Annotated in this window: 18 protein-coding genes and 1 tRNA gene; 3 read left to right on the plus strand and 16 right to left on the minus strand. The window is 62.5% G+C overall.

Annotation, left to right across the window (positions count from 1 at the left end; translation table 11 throughout):
* Positions 1–24 precede the first annotated feature (24 nt).
* From ispG to QD208_RS11585, 10 genes are all read right to left on the minus strand, one after another.
* A complete protein-coding gene (ispG, locus tag QD208_RS11540) occupies positions 25–1140 on the minus strand; it encodes a flavodoxin-dependent (E)-4-hydroxy-3-methylbut-2-enyl-diphosphate synthase (protein WP_043333809.1) in 1116 nt (371 codons plus the stop codon).
* An 11-nt stretch (positions 1141–1151) separates the two neighbouring features.
* Positions 1152–2189, minus strand: coding sequence for a RodZ domain-containing protein (locus QD208_RS11545; protein WP_279836884.1), 1038 nt, complete (start codon positions 2187–2189; stop codon positions 1152–1154).
* A 337-nt stretch (positions 2190–2526) separates the two neighbouring features.
* Entirely contained in the window at positions 2527–3408 is an 882-nt protein-coding gene (gene pilW / locus QD208_RS11550; RefSeq protein WP_279836885.1) for a type IV pilus biogenesis/stability protein PilW, read from the minus strand.
* 158 nt (positions 3409–3566) lie between these two features.
* A complete protein-coding gene (gene rlmN / locus QD208_RS11555) occupies positions 3567–4724 on the minus strand; it encodes a 23S rRNA (adenine(2503)-C(2))-methyltransferase RlmN (protein WP_043333811.1) in 1158 nt (385 codons plus the stop codon).
* Positions 4725–5078: 354 nt separating this feature from the next.
* Complete coding sequence (gene ndk / locus QD208_RS11560; protein WP_043333812.1) at positions 5079–5504, minus strand: nucleoside-diphosphate kinase; 426 nt, start codon at positions 5502–5504, stop codon at positions 5079–5081.
* 240 nt (positions 5505–5744) lie between these two features.
* A complete protein-coding gene (locus QD208_RS11565) occupies positions 5745–6071 on the minus strand; it encodes an iron-sulfur cluster assembly accessory protein (protein ID WP_279836887.1) in 327 nt (108 codons plus the stop codon).
* Between the two features lie 15 nt (positions 6072–6086).
* Positions 6087–7235, minus strand: a complete 1149-nt coding sequence (locus QD208_RS11570) for an aminotransferase class V-fold PLP-dependent enzyme (protein WP_225347262.1) — start codon at positions 7233–7235, stop codon at positions 6087–6089.
* Positions 7236–7355: 120 nt separating this feature from the next.
* A complete protein-coding gene (locus QD208_RS11575; protein ID WP_043333815.1) occupies positions 7356–7829 on the minus strand; it encodes a Fe-S cluster assembly transcription factor in 474 nt (157 codons plus the stop codon).
* A gap of 142 nt (positions 7830–7971) precedes the next feature.
* Positions 7972–8931, minus strand: a complete 960-nt coding sequence (gene cysE / locus QD208_RS11580; RefSeq protein WP_215823443.1) for a serine O-acetyltransferase — start codon at positions 8929–8931, stop codon at positions 7972–7974.
* Positions 8932–8940: 9 nt separating this feature from the next.
* Positions 8941–9738: an RNA methyltransferase gene (locus QD208_RS11585; RefSeq protein WP_054556868.1), complete on the minus strand. Its 798-nt coding sequence runs from the start codon at positions 9736–9738 to the stop codon at positions 8941–8943.
* A 505-nt stretch (positions 9739–10243) separates the two neighbouring features.
* Between QD208_RS11585 and QD208_RS11590 the strand changes: the two genes are divergently transcribed.
* On the plus strand, positions 10244–11038 hold the full coding sequence (locus QD208_RS11590; protein ID WP_043333816.1) for an inositol monophosphatase family protein: 795 nt from the start codon (positions 10244–10246) through the stop codon (positions 11036–11038).
* A 127-nt stretch (positions 11039–11165) separates the two neighbouring features.
* On the opposite strand, the gene secF is transcribed toward QD208_RS11590, so the two are convergent.
* The 5 genes from secF to queA all read right to left on the minus strand — a co-directional run bounded on the left by secF (position 11166) and on the right by queA (position 16776).
* On the minus strand, positions 11166–12071 hold the full coding sequence (gene secF, locus QD208_RS11595) for a protein translocase subunit SecF (RefSeq protein ID WP_279836888.1): 906 nt from the start codon (positions 12069–12071) through the stop codon (positions 11166–11168).
* A gap of 12 nt (positions 12072–12083) precedes the next feature.
* Complete coding sequence (gene secD, locus QD208_RS11600; protein WP_054556870.1) at positions 12084–13934, minus strand: protein translocase subunit SecD; 1851 nt, start codon at positions 13932–13934, stop codon at positions 12084–12086.
* A 70-nt stretch (positions 13935–14004) separates the two neighbouring features.
* Positions 14005–14340: a preprotein translocase subunit YajC gene (yajC, locus tag QD208_RS11605; protein ID WP_043333819.1), complete on the minus strand. Its 336-nt coding sequence runs from the start codon at positions 14338–14340 to the stop codon at positions 14005–14007.
* A gap of 130 nt (positions 14341–14470) precedes the next feature.
* Positions 14471–15607: a tRNA guanosine(34) transglycosylase Tgt gene (tgt, locus tag QD208_RS11610; RefSeq protein WP_082388822.1), complete on the minus strand. Its 1137-nt coding sequence runs from the start codon at positions 15605–15607 to the stop codon at positions 14471–14473.
* Between the two features lie 137 nt (positions 15608–15744).
* Positions 15745–16776 (minus strand): tRNA preQ1(34) S-adenosylmethionine ribosyltransferase-isomerase QueA, encoded by a 1032-nt coding sequence (gene queA, locus QD208_RS11615; protein ID WP_279836894.1) that lies wholly within the window; start codon positions 16774–16776, stop codon positions 15745–15747.
* A gap of 407 nt (positions 16777–17183) precedes the next feature.
* Here queA and QD208_RS11620 point away from each other — a divergent pair.
* A tRNA-Leu gene (locus QD208_RS11620) sits at positions 17184–17269 on the plus strand.
* A gap of 54 nt (positions 17270–17323) precedes the next feature.
* Here the strand turns inward: QD208_RS11620 and QD208_RS11625 are convergent.
* Positions 17324–18340 carry a site-specific integrase gene (locus tag QD208_RS11625; protein ID WP_279836889.1) on the minus strand — a complete coding sequence of 339 codons (1017 nt, stop codon included), beginning with the start codon at positions 18338–18340 and terminating at the stop codon, positions 17324–17326.
* A 218-nt stretch (positions 18341–18558) separates the two neighbouring features.
* On the opposite strand from QD208_RS11625, the gene QD208_RS11630 reads away from it, so the two are divergent.
* The gene (locus QD208_RS11630) at positions 18559–19140 is read left to right on the plus strand and encodes a hypothetical protein (RefSeq protein WP_279836890.1); all 582 of its coding nucleotides are present in this window, start codon (positions 18559–18561) and stop codon (positions 19138–19140) included.
* Positions 19141–19181: the final 41 nt, after the last annotated feature.

Raw genomic sequence — 19181 nt, forward strand, 5'->3', positions numbered from 1 at the left:
ACGCGCAAGCCAGCCGAGACAAGCTCAGCTCTGGCGGATGATAGTGTCGGCCTCACGGGCCTCTTTTTCCGCGACCTTGTCACGGATGAGTCGCTCAAGATCGTCAACCAGGGTGTCATTGGTCAACTTGCTGGCCGGCTTGCCGTCCAGGTAGACCAGGTTGGCGGGGCTGCCGCCGGTCAGACCGACATCGGTCTCCTTGGCTTCGCCGGGGCCATTGACGACACAGCCGATGACCGAGACGTTCAGCGGCGTCATCACGTCTTCAAGACGTGTCTCCAGCTCGTTCATGGTCTTGATGACGTCGAAATTCTGACGCGAGCAGCTGGGGCAGGCAATGAAGTTGATGCCCTTGGCGCGCAGCTTGAGGCTCTTGAGCATGTCGAAGCCGACCTTGATCTCCTCGACCGGGTCCGCTGCCAGCGACACGCGGATGGTGTCACCGATGCCGTCCATCAGCAGCATGCCCAGGCCGATGGAAGACTTGACGGTGCCAGAGCGCAGGCCGCCCGCTTCGGTGATGCCCAGGTGCAGCGGCTGTTCGATGCGCGCTGCCAGGTCACGATAGGCGGCGACGGCCATGAACACGTCGCTGGCCTTGACGCTGACCTTGAAGTCCTGGAAATCGAGGCGATCCAGATGATCGATGTGACGCATGGCAGATTCGACCAGCGCCGCCGGCGTCGGTTCGCCGTATTTCTTCTGCAGGTCCTTTTCCAGCGAGCCTGCGTTGACGCCGATGCGGATCGGGATGCCGTTGTCGCGGGCGGCGCTGACCACGGCGCGCACGCGGTCTTCACGACCGATGTTGCCCGGGTTGATGCGCAGGCAGTCGACGCCAAGTTCCGCCACACGCAGGGCGATCTTGTAGTCGAAGTGGATATCGGCCACCAGCGGGATGTTGCTCTGCTGCTTGATGCGACCGAAGGCTTCGGCGGCATCCATGTCCGGCACGCTGACACGCACGATATCGGCACCGGCATCCTCGAGGCGCTTGATCTGCGCGACGGTGGCGGCGACATCGTTGGTGTCGGTGTTGGTCATGCTCTGCACGGAAATCGGTGCATCGCCGCCGACGGCCACATTGCCGACATGAATCTTGCGCGAGACGCGGCGCTTGATGGGGGAGTGACTATGCATGGGATTCCGGGTCATTCACCGAGGGTAAGTTTGGCGACACTGCCGCGCGTGACGCGCGTGAGGTCGACCGCTTCATTCATGTAACGCAATTCGACGCCAGAGGCATTGCCGATGGTCAGCGTGAAGGGCGGCTTGCCTTCCAGCGTCGTGCTGGTGCCGGCCTCGTTGTTGCCGCGCAGCAGGCGCTTGCCATCGGCATCACGAATGTCGGTCCAGGAATTGATGTTGAACGTCAATTCAAGCTTGCGCGGGTCTGCCGCCGGCGCAGCTTCTTCTGCTGCGCTCTCTTGTGTGGTGTCGGCACTGGCATCGGCGACAGCACTCACGTCAGTGGCAGCGGCGCTATCCGTGGCAGCGCCAGACGCTGACGTGCCAGCCTCTGCAGCGCCCGGCGCGGCCGCGGTTGCGCCTGTATCGAGCGCGTCAGCACTCTGCGCTGTCGTCTCGGGCGAGGCTGCTGTCTCGACGGCAGACGCATCAGCGGTAGCAGTGGAGGACGGCGCCGCTTCACTGGCAGAGGACTGCGAGAGCGAAAGCTCGATGGAGCCATCGGCGTTCACGACCGGTGCGGCGCTGTCCGCATCGCTGCCACCTTCGAGGGCGGAGGTTTCCGCGGGCGAGGTGCGGCCATAGTCGCCACTCTGCCACCACACGTAGCTGAGACCGATCAGACCGGCGATGACCAGCAGGCTGACGAGGCGGAACAGGTACTTGCCCATCTTGCCCGGTGGGCGCACCGACGGCGTGGAACTGGGGGTGTAGCGCTCGGCTTCGGTGGTGCCGAACTGGGCATTGTACTGCCCGACGATGGCCTTCTCGTCCATGCCCAGCAGGCGGGCATAGGCACGCAGATAGCCGCGACGGTACGCGGCGATGGGAATCTGGTCGTAGTGGTCGCGTTCCAGGTCATCGACCAGGCTGGGGCGCAGGTTGAGCTGTGTCGCCACCTCATCACGCGACAACCCCTGATGCTCGCGCTCCAGCTTGAGGCGCGTGCCAGGCAGTGCATCACTGGCGTGCTGATCAGGGGCGGGTTGATGTTCGCTCATGGCGCATCCTTGTAAGGAAAAACTGTCTACCGAACGCACATCCGGGCGCTCTTCCGGTACTGCGGGAAACTGCTCCTGACACTGATGCTGGAGCATGCTGACTGATGCTGTCGCGCGATTGGCCGGGTGCTGCACGACTCGTTGATCATCATGCGAGTGAGCAGCGTGAAAAGCGATGACCTCCCATGCCAATCGACGCGCACGAACACACGTTCGTCCGCGTCGGCACTATACCAAGCCCGCGCCGAGATTTTCACCGGCAATTCGGTCTTCTCGGTCCTGCTTGCAGCGACCCCGCCCGTGAGCTGGCGCCATCAGCGGCGTCGTTGCGCCTCGTTCAGGGAGTGCGAATCACCGCGCGACCGGATTCCCGAGTCATGACCTGCTCCAGCTGACGGCTGTAGAGATCTGCCAGACGGCTGTCGCCGCGAGCCGTGGCCACATCGACGGCCAGGGCGAGACTGTCGCTATCGGTGCCTGACAGACGGAAGTAGCGGCTCAGCGCCGACTGGGCGGCGTCATTGTCGCCGGCGTCATGTGACATGCGTGCCACCGCCAACCAGGCCTCTGACTCACGCGGATTGATCTTGACGGCACGTTCGAAACTCTTCGCGGCCTCGCTAGTCTTGCCCAGCTGCAACTGACAGCGGCCCAGATTGGTATAGAGCTGGCCACGATTGTCGTAGGTCAGGTCTTCCGCCGCGATCTCGAGCTGCCGACAGGCCTCGACGTATTCACCGCGAGAGTAGAGAAAGGCCGCGTAGTTGTTGCGCGCACGGGTAAAGGACGGATCGCTGGAAATGGCCTGATTGAAATAGTCATCGGCGAGCACGTTCTCACCCTGGCGCTGATAGATCATCGCCAGCCCGGCCTTGGCCTCGGCATTGCTGCTCTGCAGCTTGAGTGCCTTCTGGAAGGCGCTGTCGGCGCGTTGCAGCTGATTACGACCCAGATAGGCCTCTCCGAGTTCCACGTAGGCGTTCGAGGCCTTGTTGTCATCCGGCGGGGCGTAGGGGTCGTTGGTTTCCACGCGTGTCGCACAGCCTGCGAGGGTCAGGCCGGCAAATCCGAGGCACAGCAGCAGGGCTCTGGTGCGGCGAGTGATGCCGCGAGCAGCGGTGCGGGTGTGGGAATCATGCTGGCAGGGGCCCTGTGCGACAGTGCCATGGGCGACAGGGTCATGCTCATTGGTGCGATGACGGGGCAGACGACTCGGCATGCAATCCTCGCGTGAATGAAGGCTCATGATGTGCCTGCGGGCGAGGGTCGCGGCAGGCAACAAAAGCGCCCCCATCAAAGCGCCGCACCTGCCACAAGTCAAGGTGGCAGGGCGGCGCATGGCTATGGCGATAGCGTCAGGTCAGGGCTGGCAGCCGCTCAGTCGGCGTCGAGCTGGATGGCGTTGATGTAACGCTCGGCGCGACGGGTGCGGTCCTTGACCTGACCGACCAGCTGGCCACAGGCGGCGTCGATGTCATCGCCACGTGTGGCGCGCACCGGTGCGGTGTAGCCCAGCTCATAGAGACGCTGCTGGAAGCGCATCACCTGGTTGCGTGACGGCTTCTCGTAACCGGAATGCGGGAACGGGTTGAACGGGATCAGGTTGATCTTGCACGGCAGCTCGTCTAGCAGCGCGGCCAGTTCCTCGGCGTGCTGGATCTGGTCGTTGACGTCCTTGATCAGGGTGTACTCGATGGTGACGATACGCGCGTCGTCACACTTGGCCAGGTAGCGATGGCAGGAGTCGAGCAGCGCGCGGATGTTCCACTTGCGGTTGATCGGCACCAGCACGTTGCGCAGTTCATCGTTGGCCGCGTGCAGCGAGATCGCCAGGCTGACGTCCATCTCGTCACCGAGCTGGTCCAGCTTGGGCACCACACCGGAGGTGGAGAGGGTGACGCGACGCTTGGACAGGCCATAGGCGTTGTCGTCCAGCATCAGCTTCATCGCCGGCACGACGTTGTCGTAGTTCATCAGCGGCTCGCCCATGCCCATCATCACCACGTTGGTGACCGGACGCTTGCGGGTGTCCTTGCGGTCTTCGGCGCCACGGGTGGCGACCCACACCTGGCCGATGATCTCGGCGGCGGTCAGGTCACGCTCGAAGCCCTGCTTGCCGGTGGAGCAGAAGCTGCAGTCCAGCGAGCAGCCGACCTGGGAAGACACGCACAGGGTGCGACGGTTGCCGTTCTCGGACGGGATCAGCACGGTCTCGACATAGCTGCCATCGCTGACTTCCAGCACCCACTTGCGGGTGCCGTCCTTGGACTCGCCTTCATAGACGATGCCCGGCGCACGGATCTCGGCGACCTGCTTGAGGCGCTCGCGCAGCGGCTTGGCGAGGTTGGTCATCTCGTCGAAGCTGTCGACGCCTTCCTGGTGAATCCATTTCATCACCTGGGTGGCGCGGAATTTCTTCTCGCCGATGCTCTCGAAGAAGGCTTCCATCGCCGGGCGCGGCAGCCCCAGCAGGTTGGTGAGCTTGACGGCGGCAGGGGCCGCGGCATCGGTGGCAGTTGCAGTGGTATCAGTCATGGTATGGGCCGGTCGTGTCAGGGATGGGCAGGCGTCACACAAAGGATAGACGTCTGCAGGGCGACGCTGTCAGCGGAGGTGGCGATGGTTCGCAGACCTCAAGAGGCTCTCATCATCAGCGCAGTGCGCGTGGGCGTCACATGGCGTGGGGAGAGGGCGCTGCAGCGGCTTTCAGAAAAGCGTATCGGACCTGCTCAAGCGTCGAATCTGCTTCAGGGGGTGCATGCTGTCGCGCGACGCTTCAGCACGTCCGATACCACGACGGCCCCGCCTCGCAGGCAGGGCCGTCGTGTCATGCACGGCTGAAAGGCGCGTGCCCCGAAGGGCCGGGCTTCTCAGTCGTACAAGGCGAAATCAACCGCGCGGGCAGATTTCGTTGTCGCCGAAGAAGTAGGCGATTTCGCGAGCAGCAGATTCCGGCGCGTCAGAACCGTGAACGGCGTTGGCGTCGATGGAAGTAGCGAAGTCTGCACGGATGGTGCCGGCTTCTGCTTCCTTCGGGTTGGTAGCGCCCATCAGGTCGCGGTTCTTGGTGATGGCGTCTTCGCCTTCCAGCACCTGGATCATGACCGGGCCGGAAGTCATGAAGCCGACCAGCTCACCGAAGAAGCCACGTTCGCTGTGCTCAGCGTAGAAGCCTTCGGCCTGTTCCTTGGACAGGTGAACCATCTTGGAAGCGACGATCTGCAGACCGGCCTTCTCGAAGCGAGAGTAGATTTCGCCGATCACGTTCTTGGCAACGGCATCCGGCTTGATGATGGACAGAGTACGCTGAGTCATGGTGAATCTCCTGAGACAAGCTTTGAAGAGCCGCACGGCAGATGCCGAACGGCGGAAAACGGGCTCTGTCGGCATGCGCGCGACAAAAGTGGGCGGCATTATAGCGGCAAGTGCCACCGGCTGCATCCATCATGCCTGAGTCGCATGACGCGCAGATGGCAAGCGCCTCGTCGGCATGGGCTGGCGAGGCGCTGGGGGTCGGCTCGGACGTTGCGCTTGGCCTGGACGCTGAAGCTTGGTCTACACGCTGAAGCTCTCGCCACAACCACACTCGTCCTTGACGTTGGGGTTGTTGAAGCGGAAGTAGCGGTTCAGGCCGTCCTTGACGTAGTCCACTTCGGAGCCGTCGAGCACGTTGAGGGCTTCGGTGTCGACATAGACGGTGGCGCCGTGATCGACGAAGACGGCGTCTTCCTCGTTGACCTCGTCAGCGAAGTCGAGCACGTAGCTGTAGCCGGAGCAGCCGCTGGGCTTGACCGAGACACGCAGGCCGAGGCCGTGGCCGCGCTCGGCCAGCACGACGCGGATCTGGTCGGCGGCGGAGGAGGAAATCGACAGATGTGCCATGAGCAGTCTCCCGGGTCAGGCGCGCAGCGACGTCAGGGCATGCCTGAGTTCGCCGAGCGCGGATTCGATGTCGGCAGCGGTGGTGAAACGACCGAAGCTGAAGCGCAGTGATGCCAGCGCCAGCGGACGGGGCACCCCGATGCCGGTGAGGACGAACGACGGTTCGACACTGGCGGAATTGCAGGCCGAGCCGGTGGAAATCGCGATGCCGCGCAGCGCCATCAGCATCGCCTCGCCATCCACGCCCTCGAAGGCGAGATTGACGATGTTGGGCGCGCTGACCTCTATATCGGTATTGAAGTGCACGCCTTCAAGGCCGGCAAGCCCGGCGACGAACTGATCACGCAGCGCGACGAGGTGCTGATGATCGGCGTCGAACTGCTCGGCGCTCAGGCGGTAGGCCTCGCCCATGCCGACGATCTGATGGGTCGGCAAGGTGCCGGAACGCATGCCGCGCTCATGACCACCGCCGTGGATCAGGGCATCGACCTTGATCTGCGGCTGGCGACGCACGTACAGCGCGCCGATGCCCTTGGGGCCGTAGGCCTTGTGGGCGGACAGTGACAGCATGTCGATGGGCTGACGGCTGACATCGATCTGCACCTTGCCGGGCGCCTGGGCGGCATCGACATGGAAGGCCGCGCCATGCGAGTGGGCGATGTCGCCCAGCGCATCCAGGTCATTCAGGCTGCCCAGCTCGTTGTTCACCGCCATCAGCGATACCAGGATGGTGTCGCTGCGCAGGGCGTCGCGCAGGCTGTCCGGGCTGATGCGGCCGTCAGGCTGCGGCGCGATGCGCGTGACCTCGAAGCCTTCCGCTTCCAGCGCACTGGCGGTATCCAGAATCGCCTTGTGCTCGATGGTCGAGGTGATCAGATGGCGGCCACGCGCGGCATTGGCACGCATGTAGCCGGTCAGCGCCAGATTGTCGGCTTCGGTGGCACCGCTGGTCCAGACGATCTCACGCGGGTCGGCACCGATCAGCTCGGCGACCTGACGTCGTGCGCCCTCGACGGCCTGTTCGGCCAGCCAGCCCGGCATGTGACTGCGCGAGGCCGGATTGGCGAAGGTGCCGTCCTGCGTCAGGTGACGCATCATCAGCTCGGCGACGCGCGGGTCGACGGGCGTGGTGGCGGCATAGTCAAGGTAGATCGGCTGGGACATGGTGACTTCCTGAAGACACGACAGACAGTGATGACGGTGAACGTGATGAAGACGATCTCGAAGGCGATGGGGCGCGGCGAGCATCGCCTGGCCGTGCTCAGCCTGGCTGGCAAACGCCGCTCAGCTGCCTTGCATGACGGTGATCGGTGTCGGCTCGCACGCCTTGCGCTGACGACTGGCGATCTGGCGAATCTCTTCGCGCGCGACCAGGTCGGCCAGGCTGATGCCGTCGAGAAAACCGTGGATCTCGTCGGACAGATCACACCACAGATGGTGCGTCAGGCAGGTGTCACCGGCCTGGCAGTCCGACATTCCCTGACAGCGTGTGGCATCGACTGACTCGTTGACGGCGTCGATGATGCACGCCACCGAGGTGGTCTCGAGTTCGGTATCCAGCAGATATCCGCCACCGGGGCCACGCACGCTCTTGACCAGGCCTGCGCGCCGCAGACGCGCAAACAGTTGCTCCAGATACGACAGCGAGATGCCCTGGCGTACGGAAATATCGGCCAGACAGGTCGGGCCGCAACTGGCATGCAGGGCCAGATCGAGCATCGCGGTGACGGCGTAGCGTCCCTTGGTGGTCAGGCGCATGACAGAGTCCGTGAGCAGATGGAGCCTGCGACGTTGAGGACGAGGCCGGGCGTAGTCGCCGCCTCTGGCGAGACGGCGTATCAATGCGCCCCATTATGGTGGGGTGGTCTGGCGGGGTCAATCCCGACTGAATTGGTCAACTTTAGCCATGCTGACGTTCAGCGGGCTCCTGCGTATCGCTTGCCTGCTCGGTCGGCGGCTGCTCAGTTGGTGCCTGCTGGGGCGAGGTCTGCTCGGAACTGGAGGCTGCCCGGGCCTTGGGTGAGGTGCTGCCCTGGGCCGCGGCCACGTCAGCGACGGTCGTCTCGCCGCCGCAGGGCCCCAGTTCATCGATCAGCTGGGCGAAGTCAGCATCGTCGAGCTCGGGCAGGCGCCCGGCGCGATAGCTGGCATCCAGCTTGCGCAGCGTGCCGCACATCTGTTCGATGCGCTTGTCCACGGCATGCATGTGATCGAGCATCGCGTGCATGGAGCGCGCGACCGGATCGGGCATGTCCTGGCCCATGCCGTAGGCATCGAAGCCGAACTTCTCCTTCATGGCCTCGCGGCTTTCCGGGTCGACTGACGGTTCCTCTGCCACATCCGGCTCGGCGCGCTTGACGATCTTGCCGGGAATGCCGACGACGGTGGCGCCGGCAGGCACTTCACGCGTGACCACGGCATTGGAGCCGACCTTGGCGCCGGCACCGACGGTGAACGGGCCGAGAATCTTGGCGCCGGCACCGACGATGACACCATCGCCGAGGGTCGGGTGGCGCTTGCCGGCGTTCCAGGTGGTGCCGCCGAGAGTGACGCCGTGATAGAGGGTCACGTCATCGCCGATCAGGGCGGTCTCGCCGATCACGACGCCCATGCCGTGGTCGATGAAGAAGCGCCGACCGATGGTGGCACCCGGGTGGATCTCGATGCCGGTCAGCCAGCGCATCAGGGTCGAGCCGGTGCGCGCCAGCCATTTGGCGTTGTGGCGCCATAGCCAGTGATTGATGCGATGGGCCACCAGCGCATGCAGGCCCGGATAGTTGGTCAGGACTTCAAAGAAGTTGCGCGCCGCCGGGTCACGGGCAAACACGCTATCGATGTCTTCACGCAGTCGAGTGAACATGGCGTGTCCTCAGGAAGTGCGGTTGGCCGTGTCGGCTTGTGCCAGGCGAACCTGCTTGTCCACCGCGGAAAGAATGCCGCGCAGAATGTTGATTTCCATGCTGTCCGGACGTGCGCGCAGATAGAGGCGACGCAGGCGTGCCATCAGCTGGCGCGGCTGTTCCGGATCGAGGAAGTCGACGCTGATCAGTGTCTTCTCGAGATGCTCGAACAGGCGCTCGAGGTCGGCATGGCTGGCCAGCGGGCTGTCCCAGTCGATGCCGAACGGCTGGTCATCCTCGGCACGCGGCGTCTCGCCGGCGGCTTCCTGGTCGGCCAGCCACGCCTGGCGGCACTCATAGGCCAGCACCTGCACCGCCGCGGCCAGATTCAGCGAGCTGAAATCCGGATTGGTCGGGATGTGCACGTGGCGGTGGCAGCGCTGCAGCTCTTCATTGGAGAGCCCGGAATCCTCGCGGCCGAAGACGATGGCCACGCGGGCATCCGGCAGGCGGGCTTCATCGGCCAGGGTGGCACCGAAGGCGCGCGGCGTGATCATCGGCCACGGCAGGTTGCGCGAACGTGCGCTGCAGCCGACCACCAGACTGCAATCCGCCACGGCCTCTTCCAGCGTCTCGTGCACCGAGGCGCTGGCGACGAGTGCATCGGCACCCGAGGCGCGTGAGGCGGATTCCTGGCATTGCACCTGACATCGCGGCGCGACCAGTGCGAGATCGGCCAGGCCCATATTGAGCATGGCGCGGGCTGCACCACCAATGTTGCCGGGATGGCTGGTGCCAATCAGGACAATGCGCAGACGTTCAAGCATGAGGACTTCCAGGATAGCAATTGAAGGGCGGGTCGGCCGACGCGGCTGGCGCAGTGCGTGATCCGCATACGCAGACTCAGCGATAAATCGCGCGTCAGGACCCGATATCCTAGCATGAAGCCGCGTCAGGGAGCAGTTTCCCGCCGGTGTTGAGGGCAAGAGCGGCGCGAGGGAGGCGCGCGCGGGCAGGGCGCAGGGAGGCGAAGCGCAGGCAGAGGGTGGCCGCAGGCAATGGCGGCTCGAGCCGAGCTCTGATAGACTACGCCGTCCCGTCATGTCGCAACATGTGTTCGCCCTCGCTGGCGCCGCGTGCTGTGGCGGCTGGCAGCCTGCATACATTGCACTATGCAGCGCGCCCCGCGCCGTATCAGGATTCCTGTACGGGCTACATGACCGCCTGATCTGATTGCACCCAGTTTCGCTCGATCCGTGTTGCGCCGCGTTGATGTCTCACGCGCCGTGGCACCCGTTCTTTAACAGCTCCCGACTCGTCAAGGCCTTGATCATGCATCCGATGGTCCAATTTGCGCTGCGTGCTGCACGCGGTGCCGCAGAGCAGTTCGTCCGTGCTCGTGAACGTATCGAAGTCGCCCGTGGCGACAACGATCTCGACACCTTCATTGCAGACACTGCACGTCGCGCCGAAGCGCACATCGTGCGTCAGCTGGAGCGCGGTTATCCGCAACACGGTCTCTCCGGCCGTTATACCGACCATCGCGATGGTGAAGGTCAGGGCTCTGACTACCACTGGCGCATCGAGCCGGTGCACGGTTACTCCAACCTGGCATCCGCGGCCTCCGGCTTCGCGCTGTCCGTGGTCTGCCTGTTCAAGGGCCGTGCCGAGCACGCCGTGGTCATCGCACCGTTCACTGACGAAGAGTACATCGTCAGCCGCGGTCGTGGCGCCCAGCACTCCGGTCACCGTATCCGCGTGACCAACGCCACCTCCATCGAAGGTGCGCGTCTGGCGATGGGCCTGCCGGAAAGCTGGCAGCGTCCGCGTCACCTGCCGACCTACCTCTCCATCGTTCAGCAGGTCGGCCCGCAGGTCGAGATGCTGCGCACCAGCGGCTGTGCGCTGCTGGACGTGCTCGAGCTGGCCTCTGGTCGCGTCGATGCCGTCTATGTGCTGGGTCTGGATGCCGGTGACAGCGAGATCGTCAGCCTGTTCCTGAAGGAATGTGGCGCGCTGGCAGGCAGTGCCGACGGCACGCCGGTCGTGGTTGCCGAAGGCACCCTGATGGCCGCTGGCGCGCGTCTGTACAAGGCGCTGGCGCAGACCATGCAGCCGCACCTGTAAGACCCTGCAAGACGACGTGACCTGACAGCCTTCGGGGCCGTCTGGAGAACGAAAAAAACCCCACCTCGCATGAGGTGGGGTTTTTTTGTGCCTGGCGATCCGTGCCGAGCTTAACGAGCGGAGGCGCTTACGGCGCGCCGTCCTCGAACTGCTCCTTGGGCGGGGGGATCAGATCCACACGCTGCAGGCCGACCACCAGCAACAGCGCCGCTGCCACGTAGATGGACGAGAAGGTCCCCGCGACCACACCGATGATCAGCGCGATGGCGAAGTTGTGGATCATGTCACCGCCGAGGAAGAACAGCGCCAGCAACACCAGCAAGGTGGTGCCGGAGGTGGACAGCGTGCGTGACAGCGTCGCGTTGATGGCGTCATTGAAGATCGACGGCATGTGATCGGTACGCGATTTGCGAATGTTCTCGCGAATGCGGTCGTAGACGATGATGGTGTCGTTCAATGAGTAGCCGATCACGGCCAGCACCGCGGCCAGTACCGTCAGGTCGAAGTCGAGTCCGAACAGGGCGAAGATGCCCAGCAGGATGATGACGTCGTGACCCAGCGAGATGAGTGCGCCGAGGGCGAACTTGTACTGGAAGCGGAAGGCCACGTAGACCATCACCACGGCCAGGGCGAGCAGCATGCCGAGACCGGACTGGTCACGCAGCTGATCACCGACCTGGGCGCCGACGAACTCGGCGCGGATCAGGTTGACGCTGTCACCGGTGGCCTGCAGATGCGCCACGATGTCATTGCCGATGCCGGCTTCGAAGCTCTGCTGCAGACGCACCAGAATCTCGTTGCTGGCACCGAAGGTCTGGACCGAGACATCCTTGTAGCCGGCGGCTTCGAGTGTCTGGCGCACGCTCTCCAGCGCCGGTGCCGCCTGGTATTTCACTTCCACCAGGGTGCCGCCGGTAAAGTCGAGGCCCAGGTTCAGGCCATGAATCACAAGGGCGCCAATGGCCACGATCGTCAGCACGATGGAGACGATGAAGGCCGCGCGCCGCTTGCTCATGAAGTCAAACTGTCGCATCACGATGGCCCCTCAGATCCAGAGTTTCTTGAGTGTCTTGCCACCAATGGCAAGATTGATGATGCCGCGCGAGACCATGATCGCCGTGAACATCGACGTCAGGATGCCGATGGACAGCGTCACCGCGAAGCCCTTGACCGGGCCACTGCCGATGGAGAACAGGATCACCGCGACCAGCAGGGTGGTGATGTTGGCATCGACGATGGAGGTGAAGGCGCGCTCGAAGCCGGTGTGCACGGCCTGATGCAGCGGCATCTTGGAGCGCATTTCCTCGCGGATACGCTCGAAGATCAGCACGTTGGCATCCACCGCCATACCTAGCGTCAGCACGATACCGGCGATACCCGGCAGCGTCAGGGTGGCGCCCAGCATCGACATCGCGGCTATCAGGATCGCCAGGTTGGCGGTCAGGGCCACGTTGGCGACGACACCGAAGGCCTTGTAGCGCGCCAGCATGAACAGCACGACCAGCAGCAGGCCCAGCTCGACGGACAGGATGCCGCGCGAGATGTTCTCGGCACCGAGGCTCGGGCCGATGGTGCGTTCCTGCACGAAGTAGATCGGCGCGGCCAGTGAGCCGGAACGCAGCAGCAGCGACAGCTCCTTGGCTTCCGTCGGCGAGTCGAGGCCGGTGATGCGGAAGCTGTTGCCCAGTGCACTCTGGATGGTCGCCAGGCTGATCAGCCCCTTCTCGGTGTACGGGATGCGCTTCTCGACCTTCTCGCCGTCTTCCATCACGGTGCGCGTGCGGGTCTTGTGCTCGATGAACAGCACCGCCATGTTGCGGCCGATCGCGGCACGCGTGACGCGGTTCATGATCGAGCCACCGGTTCCGTCCAGGTTGATGTTGACCTGCGGACGGCCGCTTTCATCGAAGCTGGTGCTGGCGCTGGAGACGCTGTCACCGCTGATGATCACGTCCTTCATGATGTTGGCGGTGCGGCTCGGCTGGTTGCGGAACGCGAAGCTCTCCATCTCGCTGGCCGGCGTGTCGCTGGCCGCTTCCAGACGGAATTCGAGGTTGGCGGTGGCACCCAGTACGCGCTTGGCGGCGGCCGTGTCCTGCACGCCCGGCAGCTCGACCACGATGCGGTTCGGGCCCTGGCGCTGAACCAGCGGCTCGGACACGCCCAGCTCGTTGACGCGATTGCGGATCGTGGTCAGGTTCTGGTTGACCGCGTAATCCTGAATCTCCTTGACGGCGGCAGCGGTCAGGGTGAGGTCCAGTACGGCCCCACGCTCGACATCGCGCTCGTCGTATTCGAAGTTCTGGAAGTCGCGCGAGATCAGTGAGCGCGCCTTCGAACGGTCTTCCTCATCGGAGAACGTCAGGCTCAGGGTACCGTCGTCGACTTCGCTGCCGCGGTAGCGGATACGCTCCTCGCGCAGGGTTTCCTTGATGGCGCTGGCGTTGACTTCCAGGCGCTGCTTGACCGCGGCGTCCATGTCGACTTCCAGCTGGAAGTGGACACCACCACGCAGGTCAAGGCCCAGCTTCATCGGTGAGGCACCGAGGCTGGCCAGCCACGACGGCGTGGCGTCGGCCAGGTTCAGCGCGACGATGGCGTCATCGCCGAGCGTCTCGCTGATCAGTTCCTTGGCGCGCAGCTGCTGGTCGTTGCTGGTAAGGCGAATCAGGCCGGTGGAACCGTTGAGTTCCCCGGATTTGGGCGTGATGCCGGCGTTTTCGAGGGCACTGGTGGCGCGATCGAGGTCTTGCTGGTCGATGGCCTCGGCGCCGCTGGCGGCACTGATCTGCACTGCCGGGTCTTCGGGGTAGAGATTCGGCAATGCGTAGATCACGCCGACGGCAAGTACCAGGCAGATCACCAGGTACTTCCAAAGCGGATAGCGGTTGAGCATGGCAGCCCTGTCCTTGGTGGAGCGGGAGAGAAAAGCATGCTGCCGGCACAGGGGCCGGCAGCAGGAGGGATCAGATGGACTTGATGGTGCCCTTCGGCAGGACTGCAGCCACGGCAGACTTCTGCACGTTGACTTCGTTGCCTTCGTTCAGCTCCATGGTGATGAACTGCTCGCTGACCTTGGTGATGCGGCCAACCAGGCCACCACCGATGACGACTTCGTCACCCTTGGCCAGGTTGCCGATCAGGTTCTTGTGTTCCTTGGCGCGCTTGGACTGCGGACGCCAGAGCAGGAAATAGAAAATGACCACGAAGCCGACCAGCATGACGATCTGGCCGATGGCGCCGCCGCCGGCGACAGCCGCTTCGGCTTCCGCGTGTGCGGCAGGAATCAGGAATTCCAGCATGTGTATCTCCAGAGGTTACGAGTGAACTGTTGTTATGCAATGAGCGTGATTCAGGCTCTTCTTCACGTCTGGCTCGAGTCGAATATCAAGACGACCGGAGGATTTGGCCCCCGGTCGTCATTCGCCTCGATCAGTCGGCCAGCGGCGGCACCGGCAGGCCGCGCGCGGCATAGAACTGTTCCACGAAGTCCTGCAATGTACCCGCTTCAATTGCACCGCGCAAACCAGCCATCACGGTCTGGTAGTAGCGCAGATTGTGGATGGTGTTGAGCATCGAGCCGAGCATTTCTCCACAGCGATCAAGGTGATGCAGATAGCCGCGCGAGAAATTGGTGCAGGTGTAGCAATCGCAGTCCGGGTCCAGCGGTGAAGTGTCACGCTTGTGGACGGCGTTGCGGATCTTGACGGTGCCCGTCGGCGTGAACAGGTGACCGTTGCGCGCGTTGCGGGTCGGCATCACGCAATCGAACATGTCGACGCCACGCCGCACGCCCTCGACCAGGTCTTCCGGCTTGCCGACGCCCATCAGATAGCGCGGCTTGTCTTCCGGCATCCACTCGGGGAGGTAGTCGAGAACCTTGATCATCTCGTCCTTGGGCTCGCCCACGGACAGGCCGCCGATGGCGTAGCCGTCAAAATCGATCTTCTTGAGACCCTCGAGGGACTTCTCGCGCAGGTCCGGATACATGCCGCCCTGAATGATACCGAACAGCGCCGACGGCGAGTCGCCATGCGCGTCGTAGGAGCGCTGCGCCCAGCGCAGGGACATCTCCATCGACTTGCGCGCTTCATCATGGGTGGCCGGATACGGCGTGCACTCATCGAAGATCATCACGATGTCGGAGCCCAGCGAGCGCTGCACCGCCATCGATTCTTCCGGGCCCATGAAGACCTTGGAGCCATCGACCGGTGAGCGGAAGTGAACGCCCTGTTCGGTGATCTTGCGCGTCTTGCCCAGCGAGAAGACCTGGAAGCCGCCGGAATCGGTCAGGATCGGCTTGTCCCACTGCGCGAAGTCATGCAGATCGCCATGCGCTTCGATGACTTCCGTGCCCGGGCGCAGCCACAGGTGGAAGGTGTTGCCGAGGATGATCTCGGCGCCGATGTCCTTGATGGACTCCGGCGTCATGCCCTTGACGGTGCCGTAGGTGCCCACCGGCATGAAGGCCGGGGTTTCCACGGTGCCGCGGGGGAAGGTCATGCGGCCACGACGTGCACGGCCATCGGTCGCGAGCTTTTCAAAGCTCATGAAGCATTCTTTACGCATGGTGCTCTCTTTGCTTGGCGGCGAAACAGGCCGCAGCTGGTGTGTCGATGCCACTATGCCGCAGCATAGCGCGGGGCGCGTTAACTGCGCATGACACGGCCCTCGGCGAATGCCGGGGCCATGTCAGAAGAGGGGATTCAGGCGCGTTCCAGCAGCATGGCATCGCCATAGCTGAAGAACTGGTAGCGCTCTTCCACCGCCGCCTGATAGGCCGCCATGGTGTGCTCGTAGCCGGCGAAGGCCGAGACCAGCATCAGCAGGGTCGATTCCGGCAGATGGAAGTTGGTGATCAACAGATCCACCACCTGCCATTCGTAGCCCGGGTAGATGAAGATGTCGGTATCGCCGGAGTAGGGGGCCAGCTCACCAGCGTGGGCCTTGGCGGCGCTCTCGAGGCAGCGCACGCTGGTGGTGCCGACGGCGACCACGCGGCGACCGGCGGCGCGGGCACGGGCGATCTTGTCGCAGGCTTCCTGACCGACCTCGATCCACTCGCTATGCATGTGGTGCTCGAGAATGCTGTCGACGCGCACCGGCTGGAAGGTGCCGGCGCCGACATGCAGGGTGACGAAGGCGGTCTCGATGCCTTTCTCGGCCATGGCGGCCATGATCGGCTCATCGAAGTGCAGGCCCGCCGTCGGGGCGGCCACGGCGCCATCGCGCTTGGCATAGACCGTCTGATAGCGCTCGCGATCCGACAGTTCGTCATCCCGAGTGATATAAGGCGGCAGCGGCATGTGGCCGTGCTGGTTGAGCAGCTCGATCATCGGCGTCTCGCCGTGGAAGCGCAGCTCGAACAGCGCCTCCTGACGGCCTTCGACCACGGCCGTGATGCCGCCTTCGAAGATCAGCTCGGTACCTGGCTTGGGCGACTTGCTGGAGCGGATGTGCGCCAGGCCACGATGGGCGTCCAGCGGACGCTCCAGCAGCATCTCGATCTTGCCGCCGGAGGCTTTCTGACCATGCAGGCGCGCGGGGATCACGCGGGTGTCGTTGAACACCACGATATCGCCGGGTTCCAGCTGCTCGAGCAGATCCGGGAAGCGGCGGTGCACGATCTCGCCGCTCTTGCCATCCAGATGCAGCAGCCGGCAATCGCTGCGCTGCTCTGACGGGTAGCGGGCAATCAGCTCATCCGGCAGGCTGAAATCGTAATCGCTGCGCTGCATCGGGCGCGCGTCGTTAGGTGTGGCAACGCCCGAGGCATCACCGGAATCGATACGTGACATGGCCAACCTGACACTCTGATAACACGAGGCGCGTGGTGCGCTCCGTGGCATGCGTACATGCACAATGGGGAGATGCCGCCCTGAGACACTGGCGCTCTCGTCGCGAGCGCATGACTCCCTTTCTGCGGGTGGGGCAGTCAGGTGCGACACTCTCGAGGCTTTGGCTGTCCGGGCAGACGAAAAAGGTCGCTCATGATACCCAATGCCATCGTCCACGCGAAGACCCGTTTGCGGGAGACACGCCTCAGTCCACTGCGGCGTGGGGTGTGAGGAAGCGCTCCATGTGTCTGATCTGACGCCAAAACTCGTTGACCTTGGCGCAATGTCCCGTATAATTTCGCTCCGTTGCCGGTGTGGCGGAATTGGTAGACGCAGCGGATTCAAAATCCGCCGCTTAATAGGCGTGTCGGTTCGAGTCCGACCACCGGCACCACCTTTAAAAACAGTCGCTTACGGGCGGCTGTTTGCGTTTCTGGCCTACCATCATTTAGTGCTTGGTCGCAGTTTGGTCGCAGCTGGTCGCATTCAGCCGCGGCAACCGCGCGCCAATCGCATCTATACCGCTCTCAAACATATGCGAGTAACGGCTGGTGACTATCAGGCTCGAGTGCCCCAGCAGGTCGCGCACTGTTGTCATGCTTTCACCAGCCTGCGCCAGCATGCTCGCATAGCTGTGGCGCAGATCATGAAAGCGCAGGTCAGGCCGGCCCATTGTCTGGCGCGCGTCTTCCCATGTCTTCCTCAGTCGCGCATAGGTGGTATCAAAGGGCAGCGCATGCAACCATGGGCGTGCATCCTCTGGCACCGGCACCACTCGAGCTTTGCCCGATTTGGTCTGATCTGGTCGCAGCAGGATGCGACCACCGTGGATGTTTGAAGGCTCCAATGCGAGCAGTTCGCCCTGGCGCAGTCCCGTCAAGGCTGCCAGGGCGATCACCTTCTTATCAGTCGCGCGCGAGTCCGGTATCGCTTCCATCAGCAGGGCCAGCTCGGCCGCGCTCAGATAGACATGACGCTCATTCTTTGGCGTCTTCTTTCGGATCTTGTCGCCTAGCGGCTGACTGATCCAACCCCACTCGATATACGCCAGATTGAGCACCCGCTTTACCACCTGCAGGTGGTTGTTGATGGTGCTTTGCGCGCGTCCCGCCTTCCTCAGATGGCTTGCCATCTCTCTCGCCTTATCGACCGTTTCCTGCCCGATCAGCACATCCTCGCCCATATACGCTGCCACCGGCCTGATGGCCTTCGCCTGGCTGGCCACGTCGTACTCATCGACCCATCGCTCGAGCCCTTCGAGGAATGTGCGGCGCCGCTCGCGGCCCATGATGGTGCCTTGAAACGATGCTTCGTTTAGTGCTGCCTCGCGGGCGGTGGCGTACTCCCGCGCTTGCCTCTCTCCTTCCCGAGTCCCGTCAAACGTGCATTGATGTCGCTTACCCTGGTGCGTTTCGGTAACGATCCATTTGTCGCGCGCTGCACGGTATCTGACTGTGATTCCCATATGTTGCCCTCATGCTCTGGGCCACGCTGGCAGGCTCTAGCATATGCCGCCACCGCGTCAGGCTCAAAACGAATTGACTTTCCGAGTCGAATAAATCCAATCTTATGTTTGTTCGCATAAACCCAGCTCAAGCTCATGCTAAGCTGGCATGCGACTTCTTCGGGAGTGAGTAGAGACATACTCTTTACCGGTAAATGAATTTTGGAAATGGATTTCCTATGAATAAATGCAAATTTTTTTCGCGTCCCTGTATCCAGTATCTTGGCAAATATATTGTGCCGTCATTGTTATCTATGGGCGTTGCGCTAATTATATTTTGGCTAGGGGCATATCAAACGAACTTAGAGTCAGTTCGTGAATATAAAGTGTCACGAATTGATGAATATCAAGTTTTAGTATCAGGCATGAATTTTGATACACGAGTCAAAGCTCAATACGTATGCTCGCCTTTAAAGAAAAGTAATGACACTTTAAATAATCTCATATCTGAGACTGCCAGTTATCGGAGTGAGATCAGAAGTGCATATAGTGATTTAATGAAGGAAAAAATGGCTAACGAAGGTATAACGCCCGAAGATTTGAGTGCTGAATTGGCTATTATTAACAATGATTCTGTAGCTCTAGGCAGGCTCCCTAGAGCTGATTATGTCGATGTCTTCGATGGTTATCGTGAGATATATGTAAAAGGCAAGCTTGCTTCAGTTGCTATTAGTAACGAAAAATTCGATGGTATTTTTGGAGCTGTGAATAAAGTAAACAAAGATATCGCAGAGCTTGATTCGAGATTAGGGAAGCGATGATCAATTCGGTTCTGCGCGGTTTAAGCGCTCAGACTGGTGCT

Origin of the sequence: Cobetia sp. 29-18-1, from assembly GCF_029846405.1 — a bacterium.
In the GTDB taxonomy this organism is placed as follows: domain Bacteria; phylum Pseudomonadota; class Gammaproteobacteria; order Pseudomonadales; family Halomonadaceae; genus Cobetia; species Cobetia amphilecti.